Annotated in this window: 22 protein-coding genes; 16 read left to right on the top strand and 6 right to left on the bottom strand. The window is 63.5% G+C overall.

Going from position 1 to position 23,773, the window contains the following annotated elements; genetic code table 11:
• Window positions 1-12 precede the first annotated feature (12 nt).
• The 9 genes from nth to coaA all read left to right on the top strand — a co-directional run bounded on the left by nth (window position 13) and on the right by coaA (window position 6,290).
• A complete protein-coding gene (nth, locus tag GJW30_RS21520) occupies window positions 13-834 on the top strand; it encodes an endonuclease III (protein WP_096358406.1) in 822 nt (273 codons plus the stop codon).
• Between the two features lie 81 nt (window positions 835-915).
• The gene (locus GJW30_RS21515) at window positions 916-1,482 is read left to right on the top strand and encodes a L,D-transpeptidase (RefSeq protein WP_096358405.1); all 567 of its coding nucleotides are present in this window, start codon (window positions 916-918) and stop codon (window positions 1,480-1,482) included.
• Between the two features lie 124 nt (window positions 1,483-1,606).
• Window positions 1,607-2,215 carry an imidazoleglycerol-phosphate dehydratase HisB gene (gene hisB / locus GJW30_RS21510; protein WP_096358404.1) on the top strand — a complete coding sequence of 203 codons (609 nt, stop codon included), beginning with the start codon at window positions 1,607-1,609 and terminating at the stop codon, window positions 2,213-2,215.
• Window positions 2,216-2,227: 12 nt separating this feature from the next.
• On the top strand, window positions 2,228-2,731 hold the full coding sequence (locus GJW30_RS21505) for a DUF2628 domain-containing protein (RefSeq protein ID WP_096358403.1): 504 nt from the start codon (window positions 2,228-2,230) through the stop codon (window positions 2,729-2,731).
• Window positions 2,728-3,378 (top strand): imidazole glycerol phosphate synthase subunit HisH, encoded by a 651-nt coding sequence (gene hisH / locus GJW30_RS21500; RefSeq protein WP_096358402.1) that lies wholly within the window; start codon window positions 2,728-2,730, stop codon window positions 3,376-3,378. Before GJW30_RS21505 ends, hisH begins: the two co-directional genes overlap by 4 nt.
• Complete coding sequence (gene hisA / locus GJW30_RS21495) at window positions 3,375-4,112, top strand: 1-(5-phosphoribosyl)-5-[(5-phosphoribosylamino)methylideneamino]imidazole-4-carboxamide isomerase (RefSeq protein ID WP_096358992.1); 738 nt, start codon at window positions 3,375-3,377, stop codon at window positions 4,110-4,112. The genes hisH and hisA overlap by 4 nt, the downstream gene beginning before the upstream one ends.
• Before the next feature lie 3 nt (window positions 4,113-4,115).
• The gene (gene hisF, locus GJW30_RS21490; RefSeq protein WP_096358401.1) at window positions 4,116-4,892 is read left to right on the top strand and encodes an imidazole glycerol phosphate synthase subunit HisF; all 777 of its coding nucleotides are present in this window, start codon (window positions 4,116-4,118) and stop codon (window positions 4,890-4,892) included.
• A 99-nt stretch (window positions 4,893-4,991) separates the two neighbouring features.
• Complete coding sequence (locus tag GJW30_RS21485; protein ID WP_096358400.1) at window positions 4,992-5,318, top strand: phosphoribosyl-ATP diphosphatase; 327 nt, start codon at window positions 4,992-4,994, stop codon at window positions 5,316-5,318.
• 18 nt (window positions 5,319-5,336) lie between these two features.
• A complete protein-coding gene (coaA, locus tag GJW30_RS21480; RefSeq protein ID WP_096358399.1) occupies window positions 5,337-6,290 on the top strand; it encodes a type I pantothenate kinase in 954 nt (317 codons plus the stop codon).
• 1 nt (window position 6,291) lies between these two features.
• Here the strand turns inward: coaA and GJW30_RS23245 are convergent, their stop codons facing one another.
• The 5 genes from GJW30_RS23245 to putA form a co-directional block, all read right to left on the bottom strand.
• Complete coding sequence (locus GJW30_RS23245; RefSeq protein ID WP_430727185.1) at window positions 6,292-6,531, bottom strand: type II toxin-antitoxin system RelE/ParE family toxin; 240 nt, start codon at window positions 6,529-6,531, stop codon at window positions 6,292-6,294.
• A gap of 51 nt (window positions 6,532-6,582) precedes the next feature.
• Window positions 6,583-6,795: an addiction module protein gene (locus GJW30_RS21470; protein ID WP_096358397.1), complete on the bottom strand. Its 213-nt coding sequence runs from the start codon at window positions 6,793-6,795 to the stop codon at window positions 6,583-6,585.
• A gap of 57 nt (window positions 6,796-6,852) precedes the next feature.
• Window positions 6,853-7,719, bottom strand: a complete 867-nt coding sequence (gene olsB, locus GJW30_RS21465; protein ID WP_245408760.1) for a l-ornithine N(alpha)-acyltransferase — start codon at window positions 7,717-7,719, stop codon at window positions 6,853-6,855.
• A gap of 157 nt (window positions 7,720-7,876) precedes the next feature.
• Window positions 7,877-9,928 carry an ATP-binding protein gene (locus tag GJW30_RS21460; RefSeq protein ID WP_096358395.1) on the bottom strand — a complete coding sequence of 684 codons (2,052 nt, stop codon included), beginning with the start codon at window positions 9,926-9,928 and terminating at the stop codon, window positions 7,877-7,879.
• Between the two features lie 131 nt (window positions 9,929-10,059).
• Window positions 10,060-13,092: a bifunctional proline dehydrogenase/L-glutamate gamma-semialdehyde dehydrogenase PutA gene (gene putA, locus GJW30_RS21455; protein ID WP_096358394.1), complete on the bottom strand. Its 3,033-nt coding sequence runs from the start codon at window positions 13,090-13,092 to the stop codon at window positions 10,060-10,062.
• Window positions 13,093-13,313: 221 nt separating this feature from the next.
• On the opposite strand from putA, the gene GJW30_RS21450 reads away from it, so the two are divergent.
• On the top strand, window positions 13,314-14,351 hold the full coding sequence (locus tag GJW30_RS21450; protein WP_157746816.1) for an ABC transporter substrate-binding protein: 1,038 nt from the start codon (window positions 13,314-13,316) through the stop codon (window positions 14,349-14,351).
• Window positions 14,352-14,537: 186 nt separating this feature from the next.
• Here GJW30_RS21450 and mutM read toward each other — a convergent pair whose 3' ends face one another.
• Window positions 14,538-15,419 (bottom strand): bifunctional DNA-formamidopyrimidine glycosylase/DNA-(apurinic or apyrimidinic site) lyase, encoded by an 882-nt coding sequence (gene mutM / locus GJW30_RS21445; protein WP_096358393.1) that lies wholly within the window; start codon window positions 15,417-15,419, stop codon window positions 14,538-14,540.
• A gap of 108 nt (window positions 15,420-15,527) precedes the next feature.
• Between mutM and ubiE the strand changes: the two genes are divergently transcribed.
• From ubiE to tsaE, 6 genes are all read left to right on the top strand, one after another.
• Window positions 15,528-16,283, top strand: a complete 756-nt coding sequence (ubiE, locus tag GJW30_RS21440; RefSeq protein WP_245408593.1) for a bifunctional demethylmenaquinone methyltransferase/2-methoxy-6-polyprenyl-1,4-benzoquinol methylase UbiE — start codon at window positions 15,528-15,530, stop codon at window positions 16,281-16,283.
• 23 nt (window positions 16,284-16,306) lie between these two features.
• Window positions 16,307-17,845, top strand: a complete 1,539-nt coding sequence (gene ubiB / locus GJW30_RS21435) for a 2-polyprenylphenol 6-hydroxylase (protein ID WP_096358990.1) — start codon at window positions 16,307-16,309, stop codon at window positions 17,843-17,845.
• The gene (gene coaBC, locus GJW30_RS21430; protein WP_096358989.1) at window positions 17,845-19,062 is read left to right on the top strand and encodes a bifunctional phosphopantothenoylcysteine decarboxylase/phosphopantothenate--cysteine ligase CoaBC; all 1,218 of its coding nucleotides are present in this window, start codon (window positions 17,845-17,847) and stop codon (window positions 19,060-19,062) included. The genes ubiB and coaBC overlap by 1 nt, the downstream gene beginning before the upstream one ends.
• On the top strand, window positions 19,059-19,538 hold the full coding sequence (gene dut, locus GJW30_RS21425) for a dUTP diphosphatase (RefSeq protein ID WP_096358391.1): 480 nt from the start codon (window positions 19,059-19,061) through the stop codon (window positions 19,536-19,538). Before coaBC ends, dut begins: the two co-directional genes overlap by 4 nt.
• Window positions 19,539-19,748: 210 nt before the next feature.
• Complete coding sequence (locus GJW30_RS21420) at window positions 19,749-22,187, top strand: PAS domain-containing sensor histidine kinase (protein WP_245408592.1); 2,439 nt, start codon at window positions 19,749-19,751, stop codon at window positions 22,185-22,187.
• Between the two features lie 7 nt (window positions 22,188-22,194).
• Window positions 22,195-23,727, top strand: coding sequence for a tRNA (adenosine(37)-N6)-threonylcarbamoyltransferase complex ATPase subunit type 1 TsaE (gene tsaE / locus GJW30_RS21415; protein WP_245408591.1), 1,533 nt, complete (start codon window positions 22,195-22,197; stop codon window positions 23,725-23,727).
• The last annotated feature ends 46 nt before the right edge of the window (window positions 23,728-23,773 follow it).

The raw sequence follows: 23,773 nt of genomic DNA, 5'->3' as shown, positions 1-23,773 counted from the left end.
TATACCGAAGAAATGGTTCGAAAAGCGACAGCCGCGAAACGCCCGGCAAAGAAGCCGGTGAGCAAGAAACCGCCGAAGAAAGTTCCCGGCAAGAAGCCCGCGCGCGCTGCGGTCAAGCCCGTCAAAGCACGCGCCAATGCGGATGCGGCGGCGCTCGGCGGTAAGCTCAAGCCGTGGACGACGGCGGAAGTGACCGAAGCTTTTCGCCGCTTTCAAAAGGTCTCGCCCGAGCCGAAAGGTGAACTCGAACACGTCAATGCCTTCACGCTGCTGTGCGCCGTCGTGATGTCGGCGCAGGCGACGGATGCGGGCGTCAATCGCGCGACGCGGCCGCTATTCGCCACAGTCGATACGCCGGAGAAAATGGTCGCACTCGGTGAAGATCGCCTGCGCGAGGCGATCAAAACGATCGGGCTCTTCCGCATGAAGGCGAAGAATGTCATCGGTTTGTCCGAGCGTCTGATCGCCGAATATGGTGGCGAAGTTCCGGCTTCACGCGAAGCATTGGAAGCGCTGCCGGGCGTTGGCCGCAAGACCGCGAATGTCGTGCTCAACATGGCCTACGGGATGCCGACCATGGCGGTCGACACGCATGTGTTTCGTGTCGGCAACCGGACCGGCCTCGCGCCGGGCAAGAACCCGCTCGAGGTCGAGCTCGGGCTCGAAAAAGCGATCCCGGCCGAGTTCATGCTGCACGCTCACCACTGGCTGATCCTGCATGGGCGTTACGTCTGCAAAGCGCAGCGGCCGCTGTGCGAGACCTGCATCATCAACGATCTCTGCCGTTGGCCCGGAAAAACCGTGCTCGACGGGAATATGGCCGTTAACCGGTAAGTCATCCGTGACTTTACGAGGCAGGTTTCCTCCGGCTTTATTGTCGCCGAAGGCGTCAAAAATCAGAGTCCCGGAGGGACCATGTTCAAGCGTATTTTGGCGGCGGCTGCCGTGTTGGCCGCGCTGAGCGGCTCGGCTTCGGCCAGTGTTCTCGTCTCGATCAACAAATCGACGCAGCGAATGACCGTCTCGGTCGACGGCACGCCGCGGCATTCCTGGGCCGTCTCGACCGGCCGCGCCGGCTTCGGCACGCCAAACGGGCAGTTCCGGCCGCAGCGCCTGGAACGCTCATGGTTCTCGCGCAAATACTACAATGCGCCGATGCCGCATGCGATTTTCTTCCACGGCGGCTACGCGATTCACGGCACGACGGAATTGCGCCGCCTCGGCGGCCCGGCCTCGCACGGTTGCGTCCGGTTGCATCCGGGCAATGCCGCAGCCTTGTTCGCGCTCGTCCGCCAGCGCGGCATGGGCAACACCCGGATCGTCGTGACGGGTGCCAATCCGCGCGGTGGCGCCGTTGCGGCACGCTCGGCGCCGCGCCGCGCCGTTATGCGGGCCGGCGCGCCGGATTTCGAAGAGCGCGGGCTTTATCGGCCGCAGCGCCAGCCGTCCGGCTGGTTCATGGACGATGACGACGACAATTAGAGCGTTTCGCCGCGATATCGCGGCATAGCGCTCGGCTTTCCCACCTGATAGAAACCGCCCCGCAGACCTTTGGGGCGTAAAAGATCGCCCCCCAAAGGGGCGATCAGCGTTTAGAGGACTTGAAGTGGCCAAAGCATCGGCACGCAAAGCTTCTTTGAAGCGGAAGACGAAAGAGACCGACATCGAGGTCGCAGTCGACCTCGATGGCAGCGGCGTTGCGAAAATCGCGACCGGCATCGGCTTTCTCGACCATATGCTTGACCTTTTGGCGCGGCACGCCCGCATCGACCTCACCGTGAAGGCGAAGGGTGATCTGCATATCGACGACCACCACACCGCCGAAGATGTCGGCATCACGCTCGGCCAGGCCGTGAAGCAGGCGCTCGGCGACATGCGCGGCATCACGCGCTACGCGAGCCTGCATCTCCCGATGGACGAGACGTTGACGCGCGTCGCGATCGACATTTCGGGCCGTCCGTTCTTGGTGTTCCGCACGACCTTCGCGCGCGACAAGATCGGCACGTTCGATACCGAACTGGTGCGCGAGTGGTTTCAGGCTTTCGCGATGAATGCCGGCATCACGCTGCATGTCGAGACGCTTTACGGCGCGAATGATCACCATATCGCCGAGTCGTGCTTCAAAGGGCTGGCGCGTGCGCTGCGCACCGCTATCGCAATCGATCCCCGAGCAGCCGGCGAAGTGCCCTCGACGAAGGGGTCGCTCGGCAACTAAGGTAGAGGACCCATGGCGATTTACACGGTCCATGAGCCGCCACTGAGCAAGCCCGAAGCGAAGCGCGGGCCCGAGACATTCGTGTTCGTGCGCGACGGCTTCTACTGGTGGGCCTTCTGGCTGACGCCGGTGTGGCTGCTCTATCGCCGGCTGTGGCTCGCGTTCGTCGTCTACATCGCGGCGAGCGTGGCATTGGGATTTGCGTTGCAGTGGCTACAGGTTGGTGGTTTCGCGCGTTCGCTTGCTTTCATCGCGTTGGCGTCGCTGGTTGCGATGGAGGGCGGCACGCTGATCCGCCGCAAGCTCAAGTGGTGGGGCTGGACCGAGGCGGGACTTTCGGCCAGGCGCAATCAGGAATTCGCCGAGCAGCGCTTCTTCGATCAGTGGACGCAGGAATTGTCGCCGGCTGTCGCGGCGCCGACACCCGCTTACGCCGCGAATATGTCGGCGCGCTGGTCGCGGCCGCAGGATCACGGCGTCGTCGGACTGTTCCCGGATCCGGGAGCGCTGCGATGAGTGTCGCGATCGTCGACTACGGGTCCGGCAATCTGCACTCGGCCGCGAAGGCAGTAGAGCGCGCCGCGCGTGAATCGCACTACGCCGGCGCCGTAAACGTCACCAGCGATCCGGATGTCGTTGCCAAATCGGACCGCATCATTCTTCCGGGCGTCGGCGCTTTCGCGGACTGCCGCCGCGGGCTCGATGCGGTGTCCGGTATGACGGATGCGCTGAACGACAACGTGCGCAAGCGCGGCAAGCCGTTCCTCGGCATCTGCGTCGGCATGCAGTTGATGGCTGAGCACGGTCTCGAACATCACGTGACCGAAGGTCTCGGCTGGATCAAAGGCGAAGTGCGCAAAATCGAGCCGGACGACGCCACGCTAAAGATTCCGCACATGGGCTGGAACACGCTCGATGCGCTCAAACCGCACGCGCTGCTGAAGGATATCAGTGTCGGCACCGATGGGCTGCACGCTTATTTCGTGCACTCCTATCACCTGAAGCCGACTGAACGCTTGGATGTGATCGCCGAGGCCGATTACGGCGGCGCCGTCACCGCCATCGTCGGCCGCGACAACATCGCGGGCACGCAATTTCACCCCGAGAAGAGCCAGAAACTCGGACTGGCCCTGATCGCCAACTTTCTCAAGTGGGCACCGTGATCCTTTTTCCTGCCATCGATCTTAAAGAGGGCGTCTGTGTTCGCCTCAAGCAAGGCGACATGGAGCGCGCGACGGTCTTCAATCGCGATCCCGCGGCGCAAGCGCATGCTTTCGAGAGCCAGGGCTTCAAGTATCTGCACATCGTCGACCTCGACGGCGCTTTCGCCGGCAAGCCGATGAACGCGGACGCGGTCGATCGCATTCTGGAGACGGTAAGCGTTCCGGTGCAACTCGGCGGCGGCATCCGTAACATGACGACGGTCGAGCGCTGGCTCGAGAAGGGCGTCAACCGTGTCATTATCGGCACCGCGGCGGTACGCGATCCGGAGTTCGTTCGCATCGCGGCGCGGGAATTTCCGGGCCGCGTTGCGGTCGGGCTTGATGCACGTGACGGCAAAGTTGCGGTCGAAGGCTGGGCAGAGGTCTCGAAGCTGACCGCTGCCGGCATGGCGACGCGGCTCGAAGATGCCGGAGTCGCAGCGATCATCTACACGGACATCGATCGCGACGGCTTGCTCAAGGGCCTCAACCTCGATGCAACGATCGCGCTGGCGAATGCATGCTCGATCCCGATCATCGCATCGGGCGGCCTTGCCTCACTTGCCGACATCCGCGCGTTGCTTGAGCCGCGTTCGGCAAAACTGGGCGGCGCGATTGCGGGCCGCGCGCTTTACGACGGCGGTCTCGATCCGGCGGCAGCGCTGGCGCTGATCGCGGCACACGGGCGCGCGTAACGCATGTTCAAGGTTCGCGTCATACCGTGTCTCGACGTTAAGGATGGTCGCGTCGTCAAAGGCGTCAACTTCGTCGACCTGCGCGATGCGGGCGATCCGGTCGAGGCCGCGATCGCGTATGACGCCGCGGGCGCGGACGAGCTGACATTTCTCGACATCACGGCGAGCCACGAAAATCGCGGCACGATCCTCGACGTCGTGCGGCGCACCGCCGAAGCGTGCTTCATGCCGGTGACGGTGGGCGGCGGCGTGCGCGTCGTCGACGACATCCGCAATTTGCTCAACTCCGGCGCCGACAAAGTGTCGATCAACACAGCTGCGGTGAACCGCCGTGCCTTCGTCGGCGAAGCGGCCGAGAAGTTCGGCTCGCAATGCATCGTGGTTGCGATCGATGCGAAGAAGGTCTCGGCACCCGGCGAGGCGGATCGCTGGGAGATCTTCACGCACGGTGGCCGCAACCGGACCGGCATCGACGCGATCGAATATGCGCGCGAGGTTGTCGATCTCGGCGCCGGCGAAATCCTGCTGACCTCGATGGATCGCGACGGCACGAAAAGCGGCTTCGACATCGCGCTGACGCGTTCGATCGCGGATGCGGTGCCGGTGCCGGTCATCGCCTCGGGCGGTGTCGGCAATCTCGACCATCTCGTGGATGGTATCCGGGACGGGCACGCTACGGCCGTGCTGGCGGCTTCGATCTTCCACTTCGGCGAATACACGGTGCGGGCCGCAAAAGAGCATATGGCGAAGGCCGGTTTGCCGATGCGGCTTGACCCTTAAGGCTAACCCCAAGCGGATAGCCAATCCGTCACAATTGATGCTATTCCTAAGCCCGGGGCCTAGCCCTGAAGCCGGCTGGGCCATGCCCGGGAGTGAAGCGTGAGTTCAGATTTCACATTGCGGGACCTTGCGGCGCGGGTGAAGGAACGCGCGGCCGCTAGCGCGGACGTTTCCTATACGCGCAAGCTTCTCGACAAAGGCATCGGCCACTGCGCCAAGAAGATGGGCGAAGAGGCCGTGGAGACCGTGATCGCTGCTGTCTCGGAGAGCGACGAGCGCGTCGCGTCCGAAGCCGCCGACATGCTCTATCATTTGCTGGTCGTGCTCGAAGCACGCGGCATTCCGTTTTCCGAAGTCGAGACTGCACTGGCACGCCGCACCGGCATGTCGGGACTCGAGGAGAAGGCTGGGCGCGTTCGCGCTTAAGCTCTGGGAATTCGCGTCATGGACCAGCGCACTGACAGGCCGCTCTCGCCGTATCGCCATTTCTCGCGCGCCGATTGGGCACGGCTTCGCGAAGATACGCCGATGACGCTAACGCAGGAAGAGGTGACTCGGCTGCGCTCGCAGCACGATCGCCTCGACATGGCTGAGGTCGAGGACATTTATCTTCCGCTGTCGCGCTTATTGTCGATGTATGTCGCGGCGACGCAGCGTCTTTACCGAGCACAACAGAAATTCCTCGGCACTGGCGACGCCAAAATGCCTTACATCATCGGCGTCGCGGGTTCGGTGGCTGTCGGCAAATCGACCACGGCGCGTGTGCTGCAGGCGCTTCTCGCGCGCTGGCCGAATGTGCCGCGCGTCGATCTCGTGACGACGGACGGGTTCCTGTTTCCAAACGCAGTGCTCGAGCGCGAGAATCTGATGGAGCGCAAGGGCTTCCCGGAAAGCTACGATATCTCGGCGCTTCTCCGTTTCCTGTCGGATGTGAAAGCGGGCCGGCGTCCCGTCACGGCGCCGATATACTCGCATCTCGTCTACGACGTGATGCCGAACCATCGCGTCGAGGTCGATCGTCCGGATATTCTGATCGTCGAAGGGCTCAACGTTTTGCAGGCCGGGCGTCCGCCGCGCGATGGATCGGCGGTGCCGTTCGTCTCCGACTTCTTCGACTTCTCGGTGTACATCGACGCCGACGAGCCGGTGCTGCGCGAATGGTACGTCGATCGTTTTCTGCGTTTGCGCGGCACGGCGTTCTCGGACCCGAAATCATACTTCCATCGGTACGCGAAACTGAGCGACAAGGAAGCGATCGATACGGCGACGTCGATCTGGGAGCGCATCAATCTCGTCAATCTGACGGACAATATTCTGCCGACACGTCAGCGTGCTGGGCTCATTCTCAAGAAGGGCGCGAACCATCTGGTGTCAGACGTCGCGCTGCGCAGGTTGTAGGCTAGCGTCGCCTCAAAGCCTTCGGATTTCGGCTCATATGATAGACTGCCACAACGACAACCTCGTGAGCGGTCTCGCGGAAGATCACCGAATACGGAAACTTCCTTAGTAGGGCACGCCGCGTGCTGAAGGCCGAGACCTGGAATTGCTTCGGGTTTTCCGCAATTCGCTTGAGTGCGGTGTCCAAAGCGTTCGTGAGTTGAGGAACGACTTCGGCGGCGTTTGCCTGATACCAACTCATCGCGGAGAGGATGTCGTTACGCGCAGCTAGGGTAAGAGAAACGCGAGGCATTTATCGGAACTGCTTCTTTAGCTCCGTCTTGAATTCGTCCCACGCGATACCGGCTTTTGCATCCGCCTTGAACGTCGCCATGCGACGGCCGAGTTCTGCTTCTTGCTCCGGTGAAAGCTGCACGTCCTCGGGCGCAAGACTGTCCCAAAGCTCGCCGATCAGGTCGAGCCGCTCCTTCTTAGTCAATTTGGCAATGTCGAGGGTATCTGCCATCAGGGACTTATAGCACAAATGGTAGGCGCCGACTATGTGATGGTCGAGTTGTCGGATCTACGCCGCGTGGCGTTCGGCGCCGGGGCCGAAGTGCTGGATGTACCGCTCGCTGATCGCTGACGTCGGCAAAACGATCAGAACGTCGATGCTGCGGAATTCGTAATCGATTACGGCTTGCGGGCTGACATAAGCGCCGATGCGTAGATAGCCTTTGATGAGCGGCGGCAGCGCGCGAAGCGCGGCTTTCGCGTCGAGCTTGTCTTTCGGGATGATGTTCGTCGGCACGCCGCGTCCGGCGCGGGCTTTGGCGCTCCATTCGGCCGGCGGTGCCGCATAGTGGTGCAAGAACGATAACGCCTCGGCATGCGCCTGCGGGTCGGTGCCATCGAAGCTGGCGCAGCCGAACATCACGTCGACCTTATTGCGCAGCACGTGCGACCAGATGCCGTGCCACAGAAGCTCGACCGTGCGCTTCGTGCGATAGGCAGGGAGTACGCAAGAGCGGCCGAGTTCCATGAACGAGGCCTGCGGATGACGCGCGATCAGCGGCGCGATGTCGAATTCGTTCGCAGTGTAAAAGCCACCGTTCTGCTCGGCGAGATGCTGGCGGAGTAGCCGATAGGTGCCGACGACACGCGGCTTGCGGCGGAGGCCGCGCAACTTCTCGTTGTGATCGAGGACGAGCACGTGATCGCAAATCGCATCGTAAGGATCGACGTCGCGCCGCGAGATGCGCGTGGTGGCGTCTGCGATCATCCCGCGCTCTTCGAAGAACACGCGGTAGCGCAACCGCTGCGCGCGGCGCACGTCTTTCGGTTTACGGGCGAGGCGGACTTCGAGGGTGCCGATGCGGCCGAGGGCGCTCGGCTGATCGTCGTTGACGCCCGCGATGCTGAAGCCGCTGTAGGCGCGCAGCGTGGGCATCACATTCGGAAAGAATGCCGACACGCGCTCATTGTACAGCAGAGCGCGCATACCGCTTGCAGCAAAACCGTCCATCGTCATTCCCCGGCGCCGGCGACTGGCCTACCAAACCGCTGGCAATACCAATCTACCCTGCATTAGCCACTGATTCGAGAAACTAATGTGACACGCGGGTCGCAGCCTGGCTGAGGTAACCCATGAGATGATTGCGTTCGAGAGGCTTCACAAGAAAGCCATCCATGCCGGATGCGAAGCAAGCTTCGCGATCTTCCGGAAACGCATTGGCGCTCAACGCAATAATGAGCGTGCGGGCGCGATTTGTCCCAGTTTCGAGTTCGCGCAACCTGCGGGTCGCTTCCATGCCATCGAGCACCGGCATTTGCACGTCCATCAAGATGAGGTCGAAAGGCCGTTCAGATTCGCCGGCAGCCCGCCAGCTTTCGACTGCCTGTTCGCCGTCGCCGACCAGGGTGACATCGTGGCCGAGCCGCGTCAGCAGGCTGCGCGCAAGCAGCGCGTTGATCTCGTTGTCTTCGGCAACGAGCACCCGCAGCGTGCTGCTGGTCTCGGCCGCGTCGTCGGACTTTTCGGGAACAAGCGTGACGTGATCGTCGATCATCGGTTGCTGACCGACGACGGCGGCGAGCGACGCGGCGCGCACTGGCTTGATGAGGTAATTGGCATAGCCCGAGGCTTGCAGCCCGGGCAGCTGGTCACGCTCCGTAGGTGCAAGCAGGACGACGCTGCGCGCGCTCGTCGGCGTCACCTCTGCGATTGCCGTCATGTCGGCGACGCCGAGCGCACGATCGACGAGCACGGTGTTCCAACCGCCGCTGCGCAGATAGATCTTCGCGTATTCGGCCGAGTCGACCAGAGACGCGCGCGCGCCCCAGCGCTGCAGACGGCGCACGATCGGCGCGCCAATGACGGACGCTGATACGACCAAGATCGCCTCGCCGGCGAGATTGACGTGGAGGCGCTGGCTTGGGCCTTCGCGACGTGGCGGCAGCTGCACGGTGAAGCGGAAAGTTGAGCCCTTGCCGAGCGCACTGTCGAGGCGAATTTTGCCGCCCATTTGTTCGACGATGCGTTGCGAAATCGCGAGACCGAGACCTGTACCGCCGGCTTTGCGGCTGGCGCTGGTGTCTTCCTGTTCGAACTCCGCGAAGATGCGCTCGCGTGCTTCGAGGCCGATACCGGGACCGGTGTCGGTGACCTCGATCAGCACCTCGTCCTCGTGCTCGCCGCGCTCGACCGTGATGGAGAGGCCGCCGGTTTCGGTGAATTTCACGGCGTTGCCGGCGAGATTGAGCAGCACCTGGCGCAGACGCGCGGAGTCGCCGTAGACGTCGCCGGCCACTTGATCATCTATATACGACGCGATCTCGAGACCTTTCGCCTGCGCGCGTGGTGCCAGCAATTCGACGACCTGTTCGATCAACGTCGTCATGTTGAAGGTCACGGGCGTGAGCATGAGCTTACCCGCCTCGATCTTCGAGAAGTCGAGAATGTCCTCGATCAGCGCGAGCAAGTTTTTGCCGGAGGTCTTTACGGCTTCGGCATAAGTGGTTTGCTCGGGCGTCAGCGGAGTTTCGACCAAGAGATCCGCCATGCCGAGAATGCCGTTCAGCGGCGTACGGATTTCGTGCGACATCGAGGCAAGGAAGCGGGACTTCGCGACGTTGGCTTTCTCGGCGCTGTCGCGGGCCTCGCCGAGTTCGCGCTCGGAGAGGACACGGGCGGTGACATCGCGGCCGACGCTCTGCGTTTCGGTGCGGCCGTGGCTCGGCTCGCGCACGATGACGCGGCGCCACGAGATCCAGCGTGGGTTGCCGTTTGGGTCGATGATTTCTTGGTCGATAACTTGTGTGCCGTCGGAAAGGACGGCGCTGAGCTTTTCTTCGGCGACCGTCATCGAGAAGGGCGTACCGATGATTTCCGGGCCGCGGCCGGCGAGTTCGCAATAGGCATCGTTGGCGTAAGTAATGATGCCATCGGTGCTGTGGCGGACGATCAGGTCACCCTGCGCCTGCAATAAGCTGCGGGAGCGCTCGGCGCTGTCGCGCAGCTCCCAATTGCTGTCGGTTATCTTTTCGAGCTTCGCATGCAGGTCGCGCACCTGCGCGCGAAGCTGCGTTGCGTGCGCGAGAAGCACGCCTGCAGAGATCGCAGTGATAACAAATGCGATGATGAGTACGACGTCGTCCATGGCCCAGCCTGATACGCGGCTAAACTAGTAAATTTGCCTTCTGAATCAGTTGATTGTCGCCGGGCCTCACGACGTAATCAGGTTCCTTCCTTAAGTGTGGTTATAGACGCCTTGCCGCAATAGGTCGAATTTTACTCATCGGCCTCGGCGAGGAGGCTGGCATTGCCGCCGGCAGCCGTCGTGTTGGTGGTGACGGTCTGCTCGAGGGCAAAGCGGTGCAGGTAGGCTGGGCCGCCGGCTTTCGGGCCGGTGCCGGATAGGCCGCTGCCGCCGAAGGGCTGAGTGCCGACGACGGCGCCGATCATGTTGCGGTTCACATAGACGTTGCCGTGGGGAAGGCGTGCCGCGATTTTTTCCGCCGTGGCGGCGATGCGCGAGTGGACCCCGAGGGTGAGGCCGTAGCCCGTCGCGGCAATCGCGTCGATGACGCGCGGCAGATCGCCGGCGCGGTAGCGGACGACGTGGAGAACTGGGCCGAAAACCTCTTCGGTGAGGTCGGACGCGGTGTCGATCTCCAAGATCGCGGGCGCGACGTAAGTGCCGCCCGCTACACCTTTGCCAGGATGGCGGAAGCGGAGGCGGCCAGCCGCGATTTTGCGTGCGAGATGATCTCGCGCATCCGCGTCAATAACGGGGCCGATGTGGGTCGATGCGTCACGCGGGTCGCCGAGTTTCAACTCGGCGGTCGCACCCTCGATCATCGTCAGCATGTGGTCTGCGATATCGGCCTGCAGGCAGAGTAAGCGCAGCGCCGAGCAGCGTTGACCGGCGGAGCGGAAGGCGGACGTGACGACGTCGTCGGTGACTTGCTCGGGCAGGGCGGTGGAGTCGACGATCATCGCGTTGATGCCGCCGGTCTCGGCGATGAGGGGGACGATTGGGCCGTTTTTTGCAGCCAATGTCCGGTTAATTTTCCACGCGATTTCCGTCGAGCCCGTGAACGCAACGCCTGCGACGCGCCGGTCAGCCACGAGCGACGCGCCGACCGCGCCGTCACCGGCAACGAGTTGCACGACATCGGCCGGCACACCCGCCGCGTGAAGCAAGCGCAACGCTTCGGCCGCGATGAGCGGCGTCTGTTCGGCCGGCTTGGCGATCACCGTGTTGCCGGCGACGAGCGCGGCCGACACCTGGCCGAGGAAGATCGCGAGCGGGAAATTCCACGGTGAGATGCAGAGGAAGACGCCGCGCCCGCGATGGCGCAGCACGTTGGTCTCGCCGGTCGGGCCGGGGAGCGTCTGCGGTGTTAGCGAAGTCCGCGCTTCGGCGGCGTAGTAGCGGCAGAAGTCGACGGCTTCGCGGATCTCGGCGACTGCATCGTCGAGCGTCTTGCCGCCTTCGAGTTGCAACAGCACGAGGAGATCGCGGCTTGCCTCGATCGCGTCCGCGGTGCGTTCGAGCATTGCGGCGCGGGCGTCAATCGTGCGCGCATTCCAGGCCGGGAATGCGCGGGCAGCGCGATCGATTGCGGCGGTGCAGTCGGCAGGCGAGGCTTCGCGGACTTCGCCGATCACGGCACCGTCGATGGGCGAGCGGATTTTGCGCGGTGTGCGGGTTTCGCCTGCGGCCCAGCGCCTATTAGGCGTCGCGGCGGACTTTTCGGTCAACGCGGCAAGCGCTGCGGCGTCGCCGAACTCTACGCCGGCGGAGTTCCTACGCTGTGGAGCGTAGATGTCGGCCGACAAGCGGATATGCGGATGCCGGATGCCGGATTTCAGCGCCTGTTCGGGCCGCTCGATCAGTTCGGCTACCGGGACGTTCGGATCGGTGACGGCTGACACGAATGATGAATTCGCGCCGTTCTCCAGCAGGCGGCGTACCAGATACGCGAGCAGATCGCGATGGCCGCCGACCGGCGCATACACGCGGCAAGCAAGCTGCGGATCGCCGCCGAGCAGCGCGTCGTAAAGCGCTTCGCCCATGCCGTGGAGGCGCTGAAACTCGAAGCCCTCGCGATTGCCGGCATGCTCCAACACTTCGGCGACCGTGAGCGCGTTATGGGTCGCGAATTGCGGAAAGATATGCGGCCGGGCGGCCAGCAATTCTCGAGCGCAGGCCTCGTAACAGAGATCCGTCATCGGCTTGCGGCTGAAGACCGGGAAATCCGCGAGGCCGCGTTCCTGCGCACGTTTGATTTCGCTGTCCCAGTACGCGCCTTTCACCAGACGCACCATAAAGCGCCTGCCGAGCCCTTGGGCCAAGCCGATGATCCAGCGAACGACTTCGGGAGCGCGCTTCTGGTAGGCCTGAACGGCGAGGCCGAAGCCGTCCCATTCGGCGAGCGTCGGCGAGGCCGCGACAGCCGCGATCACGTCGAGCGACAGCTCCAGCCGATCGGCCTCCTCGGCGTCGATCGTGAAATTCAGCTGATGCGCCTTGGCGCGCTCGGCGAGCTTCACGATCTTCGGCACGAGCTCGATCATCACCCGCTCGCGCGACACGGCTTCGTAGCGCGGATGCAGCGCAGAAAGCTTCACCGAGATGCCGGGCAGCGCCGGAAGCGTGCCTTTGGCGCTGCGGCCGATCTTCTCGATCGCGTCCGCGTAGGAGGCGTAATAGCGTTCGGCGTCTGCTGCCGTGCGCGCGCCTTCGCCGAGCATGTCGAAGGAATAGCGATATTCCGGCTCGGTGCGGCGCAGTGCTGCCTCGATCGTCTCGCCCATGACGAAATGACTGCCGAGGAGGCGCATGGCGCGCTTGGTGGCCGCGCGTACTGCCGGCATGCCGAGGCGCTTCGTGACCTGCTCCAGGATCGTATCCGGGGTTTCGCCGGGCTGGACGATGCGGGCCGTGATGCCGAGCGCCCAGGCGGATGCGGACACCAGCAGGGCGTCCGAGCGCGTCTCGCGATTCGTCCAGTCGCCTGCCGCGAGCTTGTCCTCGATCAATGCGTCGGAGGTTGCGGCGTCCGGCACGCGAAGGAGGGCCTCGGCCAAGACCATGAGAGCGAGGCCTTCCTTGGTCGACAGCGAATATTCTCGGAGGAAGTCCTCGATGCCGCCAAGACCGCCGGATTTGGCTCGCACCGCCTCAATCAACCGGGTCGCGGTCGCCGAGATGCGGGCTTCGGCCTCTGCGTTATCGGCCGCGTTCGCCAACAGCTTTCGCGCGATCTTCTCGTCCGGTGGTGCGTAGGGCGCGCGAAAAGGCTGAAATGGGCTCATCGAGGGTAGCCGCTATTCTTAACAACGCTGCGACATGCTGCCGCGTAAACCGTGTTCGTAACACACTGAATCATTTGTTGTCTTGTCCACACGACGGACATGATCTTTGGTATAGTCATTCATTCGCTCGCAAACGTCTTTGCGGTGTCCCGCAGGGACGTCGGCGTAGCGTTCCTATTTCAACGATCTCGGGAATCGAGACAGGGAACAGGACGGCACGTATGCGTATCGGCGTCACCCGACGCGAGTGCATGTTTCTGACGGCTGCAGCGGGTCTGACAGTCGCCGGTACGGGACGCCTGCGAGCGCAAAACGGAAATCCTCTAAGACTATCGCTGGACGGACGGCTCGAAGGGCCGAGCGCACCATTTTGGGTTGCGCTCGAACGCGGCTTCTTCAAGCGCGAGGGTCTCGACGTCTCGATCGACATGGCAACGCAGAGCCACGAGTCGATCTCGCGCGTTGCGAGCGGCACGTACGATCTCGGCGTCGGCGACATCAACCAGATGATCCGCTTCCGCGATCAAAATCCCAGCGCCGCGATGAAGGCCGTGTTCATCGTCAACAATCAACCGGCTTACGCGATTGTCGGCCGCAAGAGCCGGGGCATCTACGGCCCGGCTGACCTTGACGGGAAGAAGCTCGGGCTGCCCGCGCAGGAAGTGGCGACCGCGCAGTGGCCGATTTTCGCGAAGCTCAACAGCATCGATATCTCGAAGATCACGGTCGTGAATGTCGGCATGCCGGTGCGCGAGCCGATGCTCGCGGCTGGTGAGATCGACGCCGTGACCGGGCAGGCATTCGGTACGCCGTTCACGCTGCGCGACAAGGGCGTCCCGGCCGAAGACATCACGACGATGATGATGTCGTCTTATGGGCTGCAGCTTTACGGCAACTCGATCTTCGCGACGACGAAGCTGATGGCCGAGCGGCCGGATGTCTTGCAGGCGTTTCTGCGCGGCTTGCTTGCGGGCCTCAAGGTTGCGATCACGGATCCGAGTTCGGCGATCGATGCCGTGATGCGGCGAAACAACGGCGCAAGCCGCGATGTTGAACTTGAACGGCTGCTCACTGTCGTGCGCTACAGCATGATGACGGCGGATGTGCGGATGAATGGTCTCGGCGATATTCGTGGGCCGCGCATGGATACGGCGCTCGAACAACTAGCAATCGGTTATACGTTCAAGAACAAGCCGAAAGTCGAAGACATCTTCGACGCGCGCTTCCTGCCGCCGGAAGACGACCGCAAGATCAGCTAAACTCGGCGATTGCGATAGTCGCCACCCTCCCCTGGAGGGGGAGGGTCGATGGCGAGCGCGCGTAGCGCGGCGAGACGTCGGGGAGGGGTGAAATCTACTCGCGTTGCAGGTCACCCCACCCCGCTCACTTCGTTCGCGACCCTCCCCCTCCAGGGGAGGGTGGGAGGATGCGGCGGCGACGCGAAATTACTTCTGGCACTTCGGACAATAGAACGTCGAGCGTCCCTGCTGGACGATGCGTTTGATCGTTCCGCCGCAACCCGTTGTACGGCAGGGCTCGCCCTCGCGATCATAGACCGAGAAATCGTGCTGGAAGTAACCGAGGTCGCCGTTGGTCTGGCGATGATCGCGGAGCGACGAGCCGCCGGCGCGGATCGCACGGCCCAGCACGATCTTAATCGCATCGACGAGCGCGACCGCGCGGGGGTGCGGCGTGCCGTTGCGGTTTGCCAGCGTCGCGGCGCCACGCTTCGGCGACAGATGCGACAGATGCAGCGCTTCGCAGACGTAGATATTGCCAAGCCCGGCGACGACGGTCTGATCCATCAAGGCGGCTTTGAGTGATGTCCGCTTGCCGCGGCAAGCGGTAGCCAGCATTGCAGCGTCGAACGCGTTGCCGAGAGGTTCTGGCCCGAGACCGGCGAGTAGCGGGTGTGCGCGGAGTTCGGCATCGGGCATCAGCAACATGAAGCCGAAGCGGCGCGGATCGTTGAAGACGATTTCGGTGCCGCTCTCCATCGTGAAGACGACGTGGTCGTGCGCGGCAAGTTTGCTGCGAGGATGATGAAATTCCCCGGGCGTATTCTTGCCCTTCGCATCCTCGATGCGGAACGAACCCGACATGCCGAGATGCATGATCAGCGACTCGCCGGACGAGAGTTCCGCGATCATGTATTTGGCGCGGCGCGTCAGCGCTTGGACGCGCGTTCCCGCCATGCGTTCGGCCATGCGCTCCGGGAACGGCCAGCGTAGATTCGGCCGCCGCGTCTCGACTTTGGTGAATCGCGCACCCTCCATCGCGGGCAGCAGCCCACGGCGGACGGTTTCGACTTCGGGAAGCTCGGGCATCTCGGGGCGCTCGGGATCGTTAACCGCTTGCGATTTTGTTCCTGAGCGTTCATAGCCTCTTCGCCTCCGAGGCGCTATGTTAGGCGGGGCAAAAAGGTGTCAGTAGGCGTGAGCGATAACTCCACCCATTTCGGCTTCCGCGACGTCGATTCCGGCGAAAAGCAACGCCTCGTGGACGACGTGTTCCACAAGGTCGCGCGCCGCTACGATCTGATGAACGACGTGATGTCGGTCGGGCTGCATCGTGCGTGGAAAGACACGCTGGTGACGGCGGTCAATCCGCCGCGCAATGACGCGCCGTTCCGTCATCTCGATGTTGCGGGTGGCACCGGCGATGTCGCTATGCGCGTGCTCGAAGCGGGCGGTGAAGGCACACACGCGACCGTTCTCGACATCAACGGCGAAATGCTGGCCGTCGGTCGCGAGCGTTTGGAGAAACACGTCGCGCTCGGCGCTGCGGAGTTCATCGAGGGGAATGCGGAGTCGTTGCCGTTTCCGGACAAGCAGTTCGACGCCTACACGGTCGCATTCGGCATTCGCAACGTGCCGCGCATCGATGCGGCGCTCAGCGAAGCGTATCGCGTGCTGAGGCCGGGCGGACGCTTTCTGTGTCTCGAGTTTTCCCAGGCCGATGTGCCTGGCCTCGACAAGGTTTACGACCTCTATTCGTTCAACGTTATTCCGGCGATGGGACAGGCTATCGCGGGCGATGCGGAGTCGTATCGCTATCTCGTCGAGTCGATCCGCCGTTTTCCGAAGCCGCCGGTCTTTGCCGAGATGATGCGCAAGGCCGGTTTCGCACGCGCGACATGGACGCCGATGACGGGCGGCATCGTGGCGATGCATTCAGGCTGGCGTCTGTGATCGGCATTCTCCACGCTATTCCGATGGTGCGCACCGGTTTCGTCTTCGCGCGCGAGGGCGTGCTGTCACTGATCGATCCCGAGCCGTTGCCGTGGCCGGCCCGCGTTGCCGTCAAGATCGGTCGTATCTTCGAACGCAAGACCGACGCTGCAAGCGGCATACGTTTGGCGAAAGCGCTAGGCCGGCTCGGGCCGACTTACGTGAAGCTCGGACAGTTTTTGGCGACGCGGCCGGATGTGGTTGGTGTCGCGCTCGCGCGCGATCTCGAAACGCTGCAGGATCGCATGGCGCCGTTTCCGCAAGCCGAAGCGGAGGCGACTGTCGCGCGCGCGTTAGAGCGTCCGGTGCGCGAGGCTTACACGACTTTCGGTCCGGCCGTTGCGGCTGCGTCGATTGCGCAGGTGCATCGTTGCGATGTCGCGACCGAGGACGGGCCGAAGACGGTTGCCGTTAAAGTCTTGCGCCCCGGCGTCGCGAGCTTGCTGCGCGGCGATCTCGTCCGTTTCGATTACTTCGCGCGCCAGGCGGAAGCGCGCTCGGCAGAAGCGCGGCGGCTGCGTTTTGTCGAGACAGTCGACACGCTCGCGCGGTCGGTCACGATCGAGATGGATTTGCGGCTCGAAGCCGCTGCGCTGTCCGAGATGGCAGCAAACACGAAAGATGACGAAGGCGTGCATATTCCGGCGGTCGATTGGGATCGCACTGCGCGCGAAGTGCTGACCACCGAGTGGATTACGGGCGTCAAGCTGTCGGATCATGCCGCGCTGACGGCGCAAGGCATCGACGTGCCGAAGCTTGGCCGGACGCTGATGCAGACGTTCTTGCGTCATGCTTTGCGTGACGGCTATTTCCACGCCGACATGCATCCGGGCAATCTGTTCGTCGACGCGCAAGGCCGCATCGTTTTCGTCGACTTCGGCATCATGGGGCGGCTCGGCTTGAAAGAGCGCCGTTTCCTCGCCGAGATTCTGTACGGCTTCATCACGCGCAATTACCGGCGGACCGCCGAGGTGCATTTTGAGGCCGGCTACGTGCCGCCGCATCATTCGGTCGAGAGTTTTGCGCAGGCGATCCGTGCGATCGGTGAGCCGATCCACAATCGCAAGGCCGAAGACATCTCGATGGCGAAGCTGCTCACCTTGCTGTTCGAGGTGACGGGCCTGTTCGACATGCGCACGCGGCCTGAGTTGTTGCTCCTGCAGAAGACGATGGTCGTCGTCGAGGGCGTCGCACGTTCGCTCGATCCGAAGCTCGATATGTGGACGACGGCGGAGCCGGTCGTGCGCGAATGGGTCGAGCGTCATCTCGGCCCGGCCGGCATGATCGAAGGCGCCGCCGGCAACGCATCCGAACTCGGCAAATTCCTCGGCCAAGTTCCGGCGCTGCTGTCGCGCGGCGTCAATGTGCTCGATCAGCTCGATGCGGCGACGCGCAACGGGATCACGCTATCGCCGGACACGATCGCGGCGATCGGCGCGGCGGAAGCGCGGCGGAATCGCGGGACCGTGTTCGTCCTTTGGGTGATCGCCGCGCTGCTTGCGATCATGGTATGGTGGCGCTGATGACGCTGACCGGGAAACGCATCCTCCTCATCATTTCGGGCGGGATCGCGGCTTACAAAAGCCTCGACCTGATCCGGCGGTTGCGCGAGCGCGGCGCGAAGGTCCGCGTCGTGATGACGGCGGCCGCGCAGGAATTCGTGACGCCGCTTGCGGTCGGCGCGATTGCGGGCGAGCGCGCATTCACGGACATCTTCAATCAGACCGACGAGTTCGATATCGGGCATATCCGCCTGGCACGCGACACGGACATCGTCGTCGTCGCGCCCGCGAGCGCCGATCTGATGGCAAAGGCGGCGAACGGGCTCGCCAACGATCTTGCTTCAACCGTGCTCGTCGCGACCGGCGCGCCGGTGCTGATGGCGCCGGCGATGAATCCTTATATGTGGGCGCATGCCGCGACAAAGCGGAACGCCGCGCAGTTGCTAAAAGACGGCGTGACGTATGTCGGCCCAAATGCGGGCGAGATGGCCGAGAGCAACGAGAAGGGCGTGGGCCGGATGGCTGAGCCACTCGAGATCGTCGCGGCGGTGGAAAAGTTGCTCGGCGGCGCGGTCGGCAAAGGTCCGCTCGCCGGCAAGCATGTGTTGATCACGTCCGGGCCGACGCATGAGGCGATCGATCCGGTGCGCTACATCGCGAACCGTTCGTCCGGCAAGCAGGGCCACGCGATTGCGGCGGCGGCTGCTGCGGCCGGCGCGCGCGTCACGTTGGTGTCGGGGCCGGTCGGTGTTGCCGATCCGGCCGGCGTCGCGGTCGTGAAAGTACAAAGCGCGCGCGAGATGGTGGCGGCGGTCGAAAAGGCGCTGCCGGCCGACATCGCGATTTTCGCGGCGGCGGTCGCGGACTGGCGCGTCGACAACGAAGGCGGCCAGAAGATCAAGAAGAAGGGCGGCAAGCCACCGTCGCTGACCTTCGTCGAGAATCCCGACATCCTCGCGACGATCGCGCAGCGCAAGGCGAAGCGGCCAAAGCTCGTGATCGGCTTTGCGGCCGAGACCGAGAAGGTGATCGAGCACGCGCAGGCGAAGCTCGCGCGCAAAGGCTGCGATTTCATCGTCGCCAACGATGTTTCGCCGACGGGCGGCGCGATGGGTGGCGACACCAACCGCGTGCATCTTGTCTCGGCCAAAGGTGTCGAGACGTGGCCCAGTCAGTCGAAGAGCGATGTCGCGCGGCAGTTGGTTGCCCGCGCCGGTGAGATGTTGGCCAAGAAATGACTTCCGTGGACGTAAAGATCATGCGCCTGCCGCACGGGCAGGACCTTCCGCTGCCGGCGTACCAATCGGCGCTGGCGGCCGGGTTCGACCTGCATGCGGCGGTGGCCGCCGATGCGCCGATGTCGATTGCGCCGGGCGAATGGGCTGCGGTTCCGACCGGACTTGCCTTCGCGCTGCCGCCCGGCACCGAGGCGCAGGTGCGTCCGCGCTCCGGGCTGGCCGCGAAGCAGGGGCTCACGGTGCTGAACGCGCCGGGGACGATCGACGCCGATTATCGCGGCGAGGTCAAAGTCTTGCTGATCAACCACGGGAAAACACCGGCGCTGATCGAGCGCGGCGCCCGCATCGCGCAGGTGGTCATCGCGGCCGTGCTCTCCGCTCGGTTGATCGAGGCCGAGACGTTGGATGAGACGGCGCGCGGGACTGGTGGGTTCGGTTCGACCGGCGTTACGACACCTCCGGCCAGCGCCATTTAGTGGCGTTTGAGCCGCTGTCCCCGCTCATTTTTCAAGTTCACGATCTGGACTCTTAACGACCCTGAAACCTCCGGTTACATTGCTGTGATTCGGGGGACGAGCGGCCGTTCCCCGCAAGGCGATCTGCGGATTGTAGCGCGGACGTAGATCGCAAGAGGGGCATGAGGCATGGCCATCCCGGCCAATCGCGGGAGCGCATCTGCACGACTGATGGCATCGACAGGGCTCGCCTGGCTGACTCAGCAGGGCGGGGCCTTTGCGGCGTCCGTGCAGGCAAGCGATCCCGGCTTCATATCCAGCCTCGGACTTGTGTCGCGGCAGGCCGTGATCGGCTCCGCGCTGATCATCGGCGCTGCGAGCTTTGCAACACTCACTGCGATTATTCTGGTGCGTTCGCGCGCGCGGCTTTCCGCCGCCGAAACGAAGGCGCGCGCCGAAGGGGCTGCATTGCGCGCGGAGGCCGACCGCGCGGTCGCGTTGCTCAGCAGCGAGCCGCAAGTCTATGTGTTGTGGGAAGCCGGTCGCGACGAGCCCGATTTCATCGGCGATGTCAGCGCGATTACGGCGACGCCCATTCCGCGCCGCGTGCTGACTTTCGGCAGTTGGCTGCCGCCCGAGCAGGCGCGCAATCTCGAACAAGCCGTCGCAACGTTGCGCTCACGCGGTGAAGGCTTCCGCATGATGACGCCGACGCTGGCTGGGCGCTACGTCGAGGCGGAAGGCCGCGCTATTTCGGGCCGCGCCATTTTGCGGCTCAAGGATGTCGGCGGCCTGGAGCGTGCGCTGGCTGAATTGCGCGACGCGCACCAGCGCCTTATCGCCGATATCGAGCCGGTGCGCATGCTGCTCGACGCAATCCCGGCGCCGCTATGGGCGCGCGACCGCGAAGGCCATATCATTTGGGTCAATCCGGCATACGCCGCAGCGGTTTCGTCGCCGACATCCGACGACGTGCTGAACCGACAAGTCGAATTGCTGGATCGTCCGGCGCGCGAGGAGTGGCAGCGGGCGCATGCGGGCGGACAACAATTCGCGTTGCGCACGCCGGTGGTTATCGCAGGCCGCCGCCGGCTCTTCGACGTGCTCGATCTGCCGTCGGATCGCGGTAGCGCTGGTATCGGTCTCGACGTCACCGAAGTGGAGAATATGCGCGACGAGATCGCGCAGAAGGTCCAAGCACACAACCGCACGCTCGATCAGCTGCCGACCGCTGTCGCGGTATTCGGCGCGGATCAGCGCGTGACGTTTACCAATGCGGCCTATCGCACGTTGTGGGATCTCGACGCGAGCTTCCTCGATCAAAACCCGACGGACGGAGCGATCCTCGACAAATTGCGCGCAGCGCGGAAACTTCCCGAGCAGCTCGATTTCCGTCAGTGGCGCAAGCAACTGCACGAAGCCTATCGCGCGGTCGAGCCAGGCGAGCAACTCTGGCATCTGCCGGACGGCAAGACGCTTCGTGTCGTGACGACCCCAGATCCGGGTGGCGGCATCACTTACGTGTTCGACGACGTGACGGAGCGGCTCGATCTCGAGCGTCGTTACGACGCCGTGATGCGCGTGCAAGGCGAGACGTTGGAGAATCTCTCCGAAGCGCTCGCGGTGTTCGGCAGCGACGGACGCTTGCGGCTCTTCAACGCGGCGTTTTCGCGCATGTGGAAGATCACGACGGCGCAACTCGCCGGCCGTCCGCATATCGAGAGCGTCATCTCATGGGCCGCGCCGCTCTATCGCGATGCCGAGTGGTGGGGCGAATTGCGCACCGCCGTCACGGGCCTCGAACGCAGGGAGACGCTTGCGAGCCGGCTCGAGCGGACCGACGGCGCGGTGCTCGATTGTCAGACCGTACCGCTGCCGGATGGCTCGACGCTGGTCTGCTTCCTCGACGTCACTGACACCGTCAACGTCGAGCGCGCGCTGCGCGAGCGCAACGATGCGCTGGTCGCCGCCGACGATCTCAAAAGCGACTTTGTGCATCACGTGTCGTATGAGTTGCGTACGCCGCTGACCAACATCATCGGCTTCACGCACCTGCTGCATGACGACACGACCGGTCCGCTGACCGGCAAACAGCGCGAGTATCTTGGCTATATCTCGTCATCGAGCGGCGCGCTGCTGGCCATCATCAACGACATTCTGGATCTTGCTTCGATCGATGCCGGCGCGATGAAGCTCGACGTCGGCGCGGTCGATGTGCGCAAGACCATCGCGGCTGCGGCCGAGGGCCTGCAGGACCGCCTCAACGAGCGTTCGTTGCGTCTCGAGGTTCTCGCGGATGAGAACATTGGCGCGTTTCCGGCCGACGAACGGCGGGTGCGGCAGATTCTCTATAACCTGCTCTCTAACGCCATTCAGTTCTCTCCACCCAATGGTACCATTCGCCTTGTGGCCTCACGCAACAACGAGCAACTCGCGTTGACTGTCGAGGATCACGGCAAAGGCATTCCGGCAGAACAACTGGAGCGTGTGTTCAACCGCTTTGAGACAGATTCCCGCGGTTCCCCGCACCGTGGTGCCGGCCTAGGTCTTTCCATTGTCAGGTCTTTTGTGGAATTACATGGGGGAAGGGTCGACCTCACATCGGTGGAAGGCCAGGGGACAACAGTTACGTGTATCTTTCCGCTGAAGCTTCGCGACGCGGCCGAGTAAAGGCGTCATGCTCACCATGATGCAAAACGCCGGCACCGAAATCGTCTTGGCCGACGAGGATGCTACGCGTCGGCTCGCAGCAGATTTGTCGCCGGCCATTGGGCCGGGCGATCTCGTCGCGCTGTCCGGCGATCTCGGGGCCGGCAAAACGGCGTTTGCGCGTGCGCTCATCCGGCATCTCGCCGGAGAAGAGAGCATCGAAGTTCCGAGCCCGACCTTCACGCTCGTGCAGACCTACGATCTCCCGCAGTTCCCTCTGGTGCACCTCGATCTCTATCGGCTCGGTCACGAAGACGAGTTGCTTGAACTCGGCATCGACGAACTGTTTGCCGGCGCTGTGACGCTGGTCGAATGGCCGGATCGCGGCGGCAGCCAATTGCCGACGCCGCGCATGTCAATCCACTTCGCGATGGCGCCGGAGCTTGGACCGCAATATCGCCGCGTGACACTCGATATCGCGCCGCCGGTTCCCGAAAATATCGCGAAGCTGCTGACTTTCCAGCGCTTCCTCTCGGAGGCAGGTTTCGGTTCGGCCGAGCGTGTGCGTCTGCAAGGCGACGCGTCGACGCGTATTTACGATCGCCTCGTCGATGGCGAGCGCAGCGCAATTCTGATGATCGCACCGCGGCGGCCTGACGGCCCCATCGTGCGCGACGGCAAGCCGTATAGTCAGATCGCGCATCTCGCCGAGGACGTGACGCCATTCGTTGCGATGGCGCGCGGCTTGCGCGAGCGCGGGCTCGCAGCGCCTGAGATCATGGCGGCCGATCTCGATGCAGGGCTGCTGGTGCTGGAAGACTTCGGCAACGAGCCGGTTGTCTCCGGCAATCCTCCGTCGCCGATCGACGAGCGCTATGCGACCGCGATCGACGCGCTGGTGTCGCTGCATGCGCACGATTTGCCCGGCACGCTTCCGGTTGCGCCGGGCGTGCAGCATCGCATCCCGCGCTACGACATCGACGCGATGATGATCGAGGTCGAACTGTTACTCGATTGGTATTTGCCGCAGCAAAGCAAGCAGGCGACCGACGAGCAGCGCGAGGAGTATGTCGCGCTATGGCGGGAAGCGCTCGAGCCGGCGATGAACGCGCCGGCGACCTGGGTGCTCCGTGATTTCCATTCGCCGAATTTGATGTGGCGCGAAGAGCGCCAGGGGCTCGACCGGCTCGGCATTCTGGATTTCCAGGACGCGCTGCTCGGGCCGGCGGCTTATGACGTCGTTTCGCTTCTGCAGGATGCGCGCGTCGACGTGCCGCTTTCGCTCGAAGACACGCTGATCAGCCGCTACATGAAGGGGCGGCGGGCCAGCGATCGTGAGTTCGATCTGGTTCAGTTCGTCGAGCTTTACGCGCTGATGGGCGCGCAGCGAGCGACAAAAATCGTGGGTATTTTTGCCCGCCTCGATAAGCGCGACGGGAAGCCGCAATATCTCCGTCATCAACCGCGCGTATGGCGCAATATGCGCCGCTCCCTGGCGCATCCGTCGCTGGCCAAACTCAAGGCCTGGTACGACGAGAATGTACCGCCGCTGAAGGCTTGAGGCCCCATCCTGACGTGGCTGGCCGGGGGCAGTGTGCTAGCCTTCG

Origin of the sequence: Variibacter gotjawalensis, from assembly GCF_002355335.1 — a bacterium.
Classification (GTDB): Bacteria; Pseudomonadota; Alphaproteobacteria; order Rhizobiales; family Xanthobacteraceae; genus Variibacter; species Variibacter gotjawalensis.
This window is presented reverse-complemented; position numbering and strand designations above follow the sequence as displayed.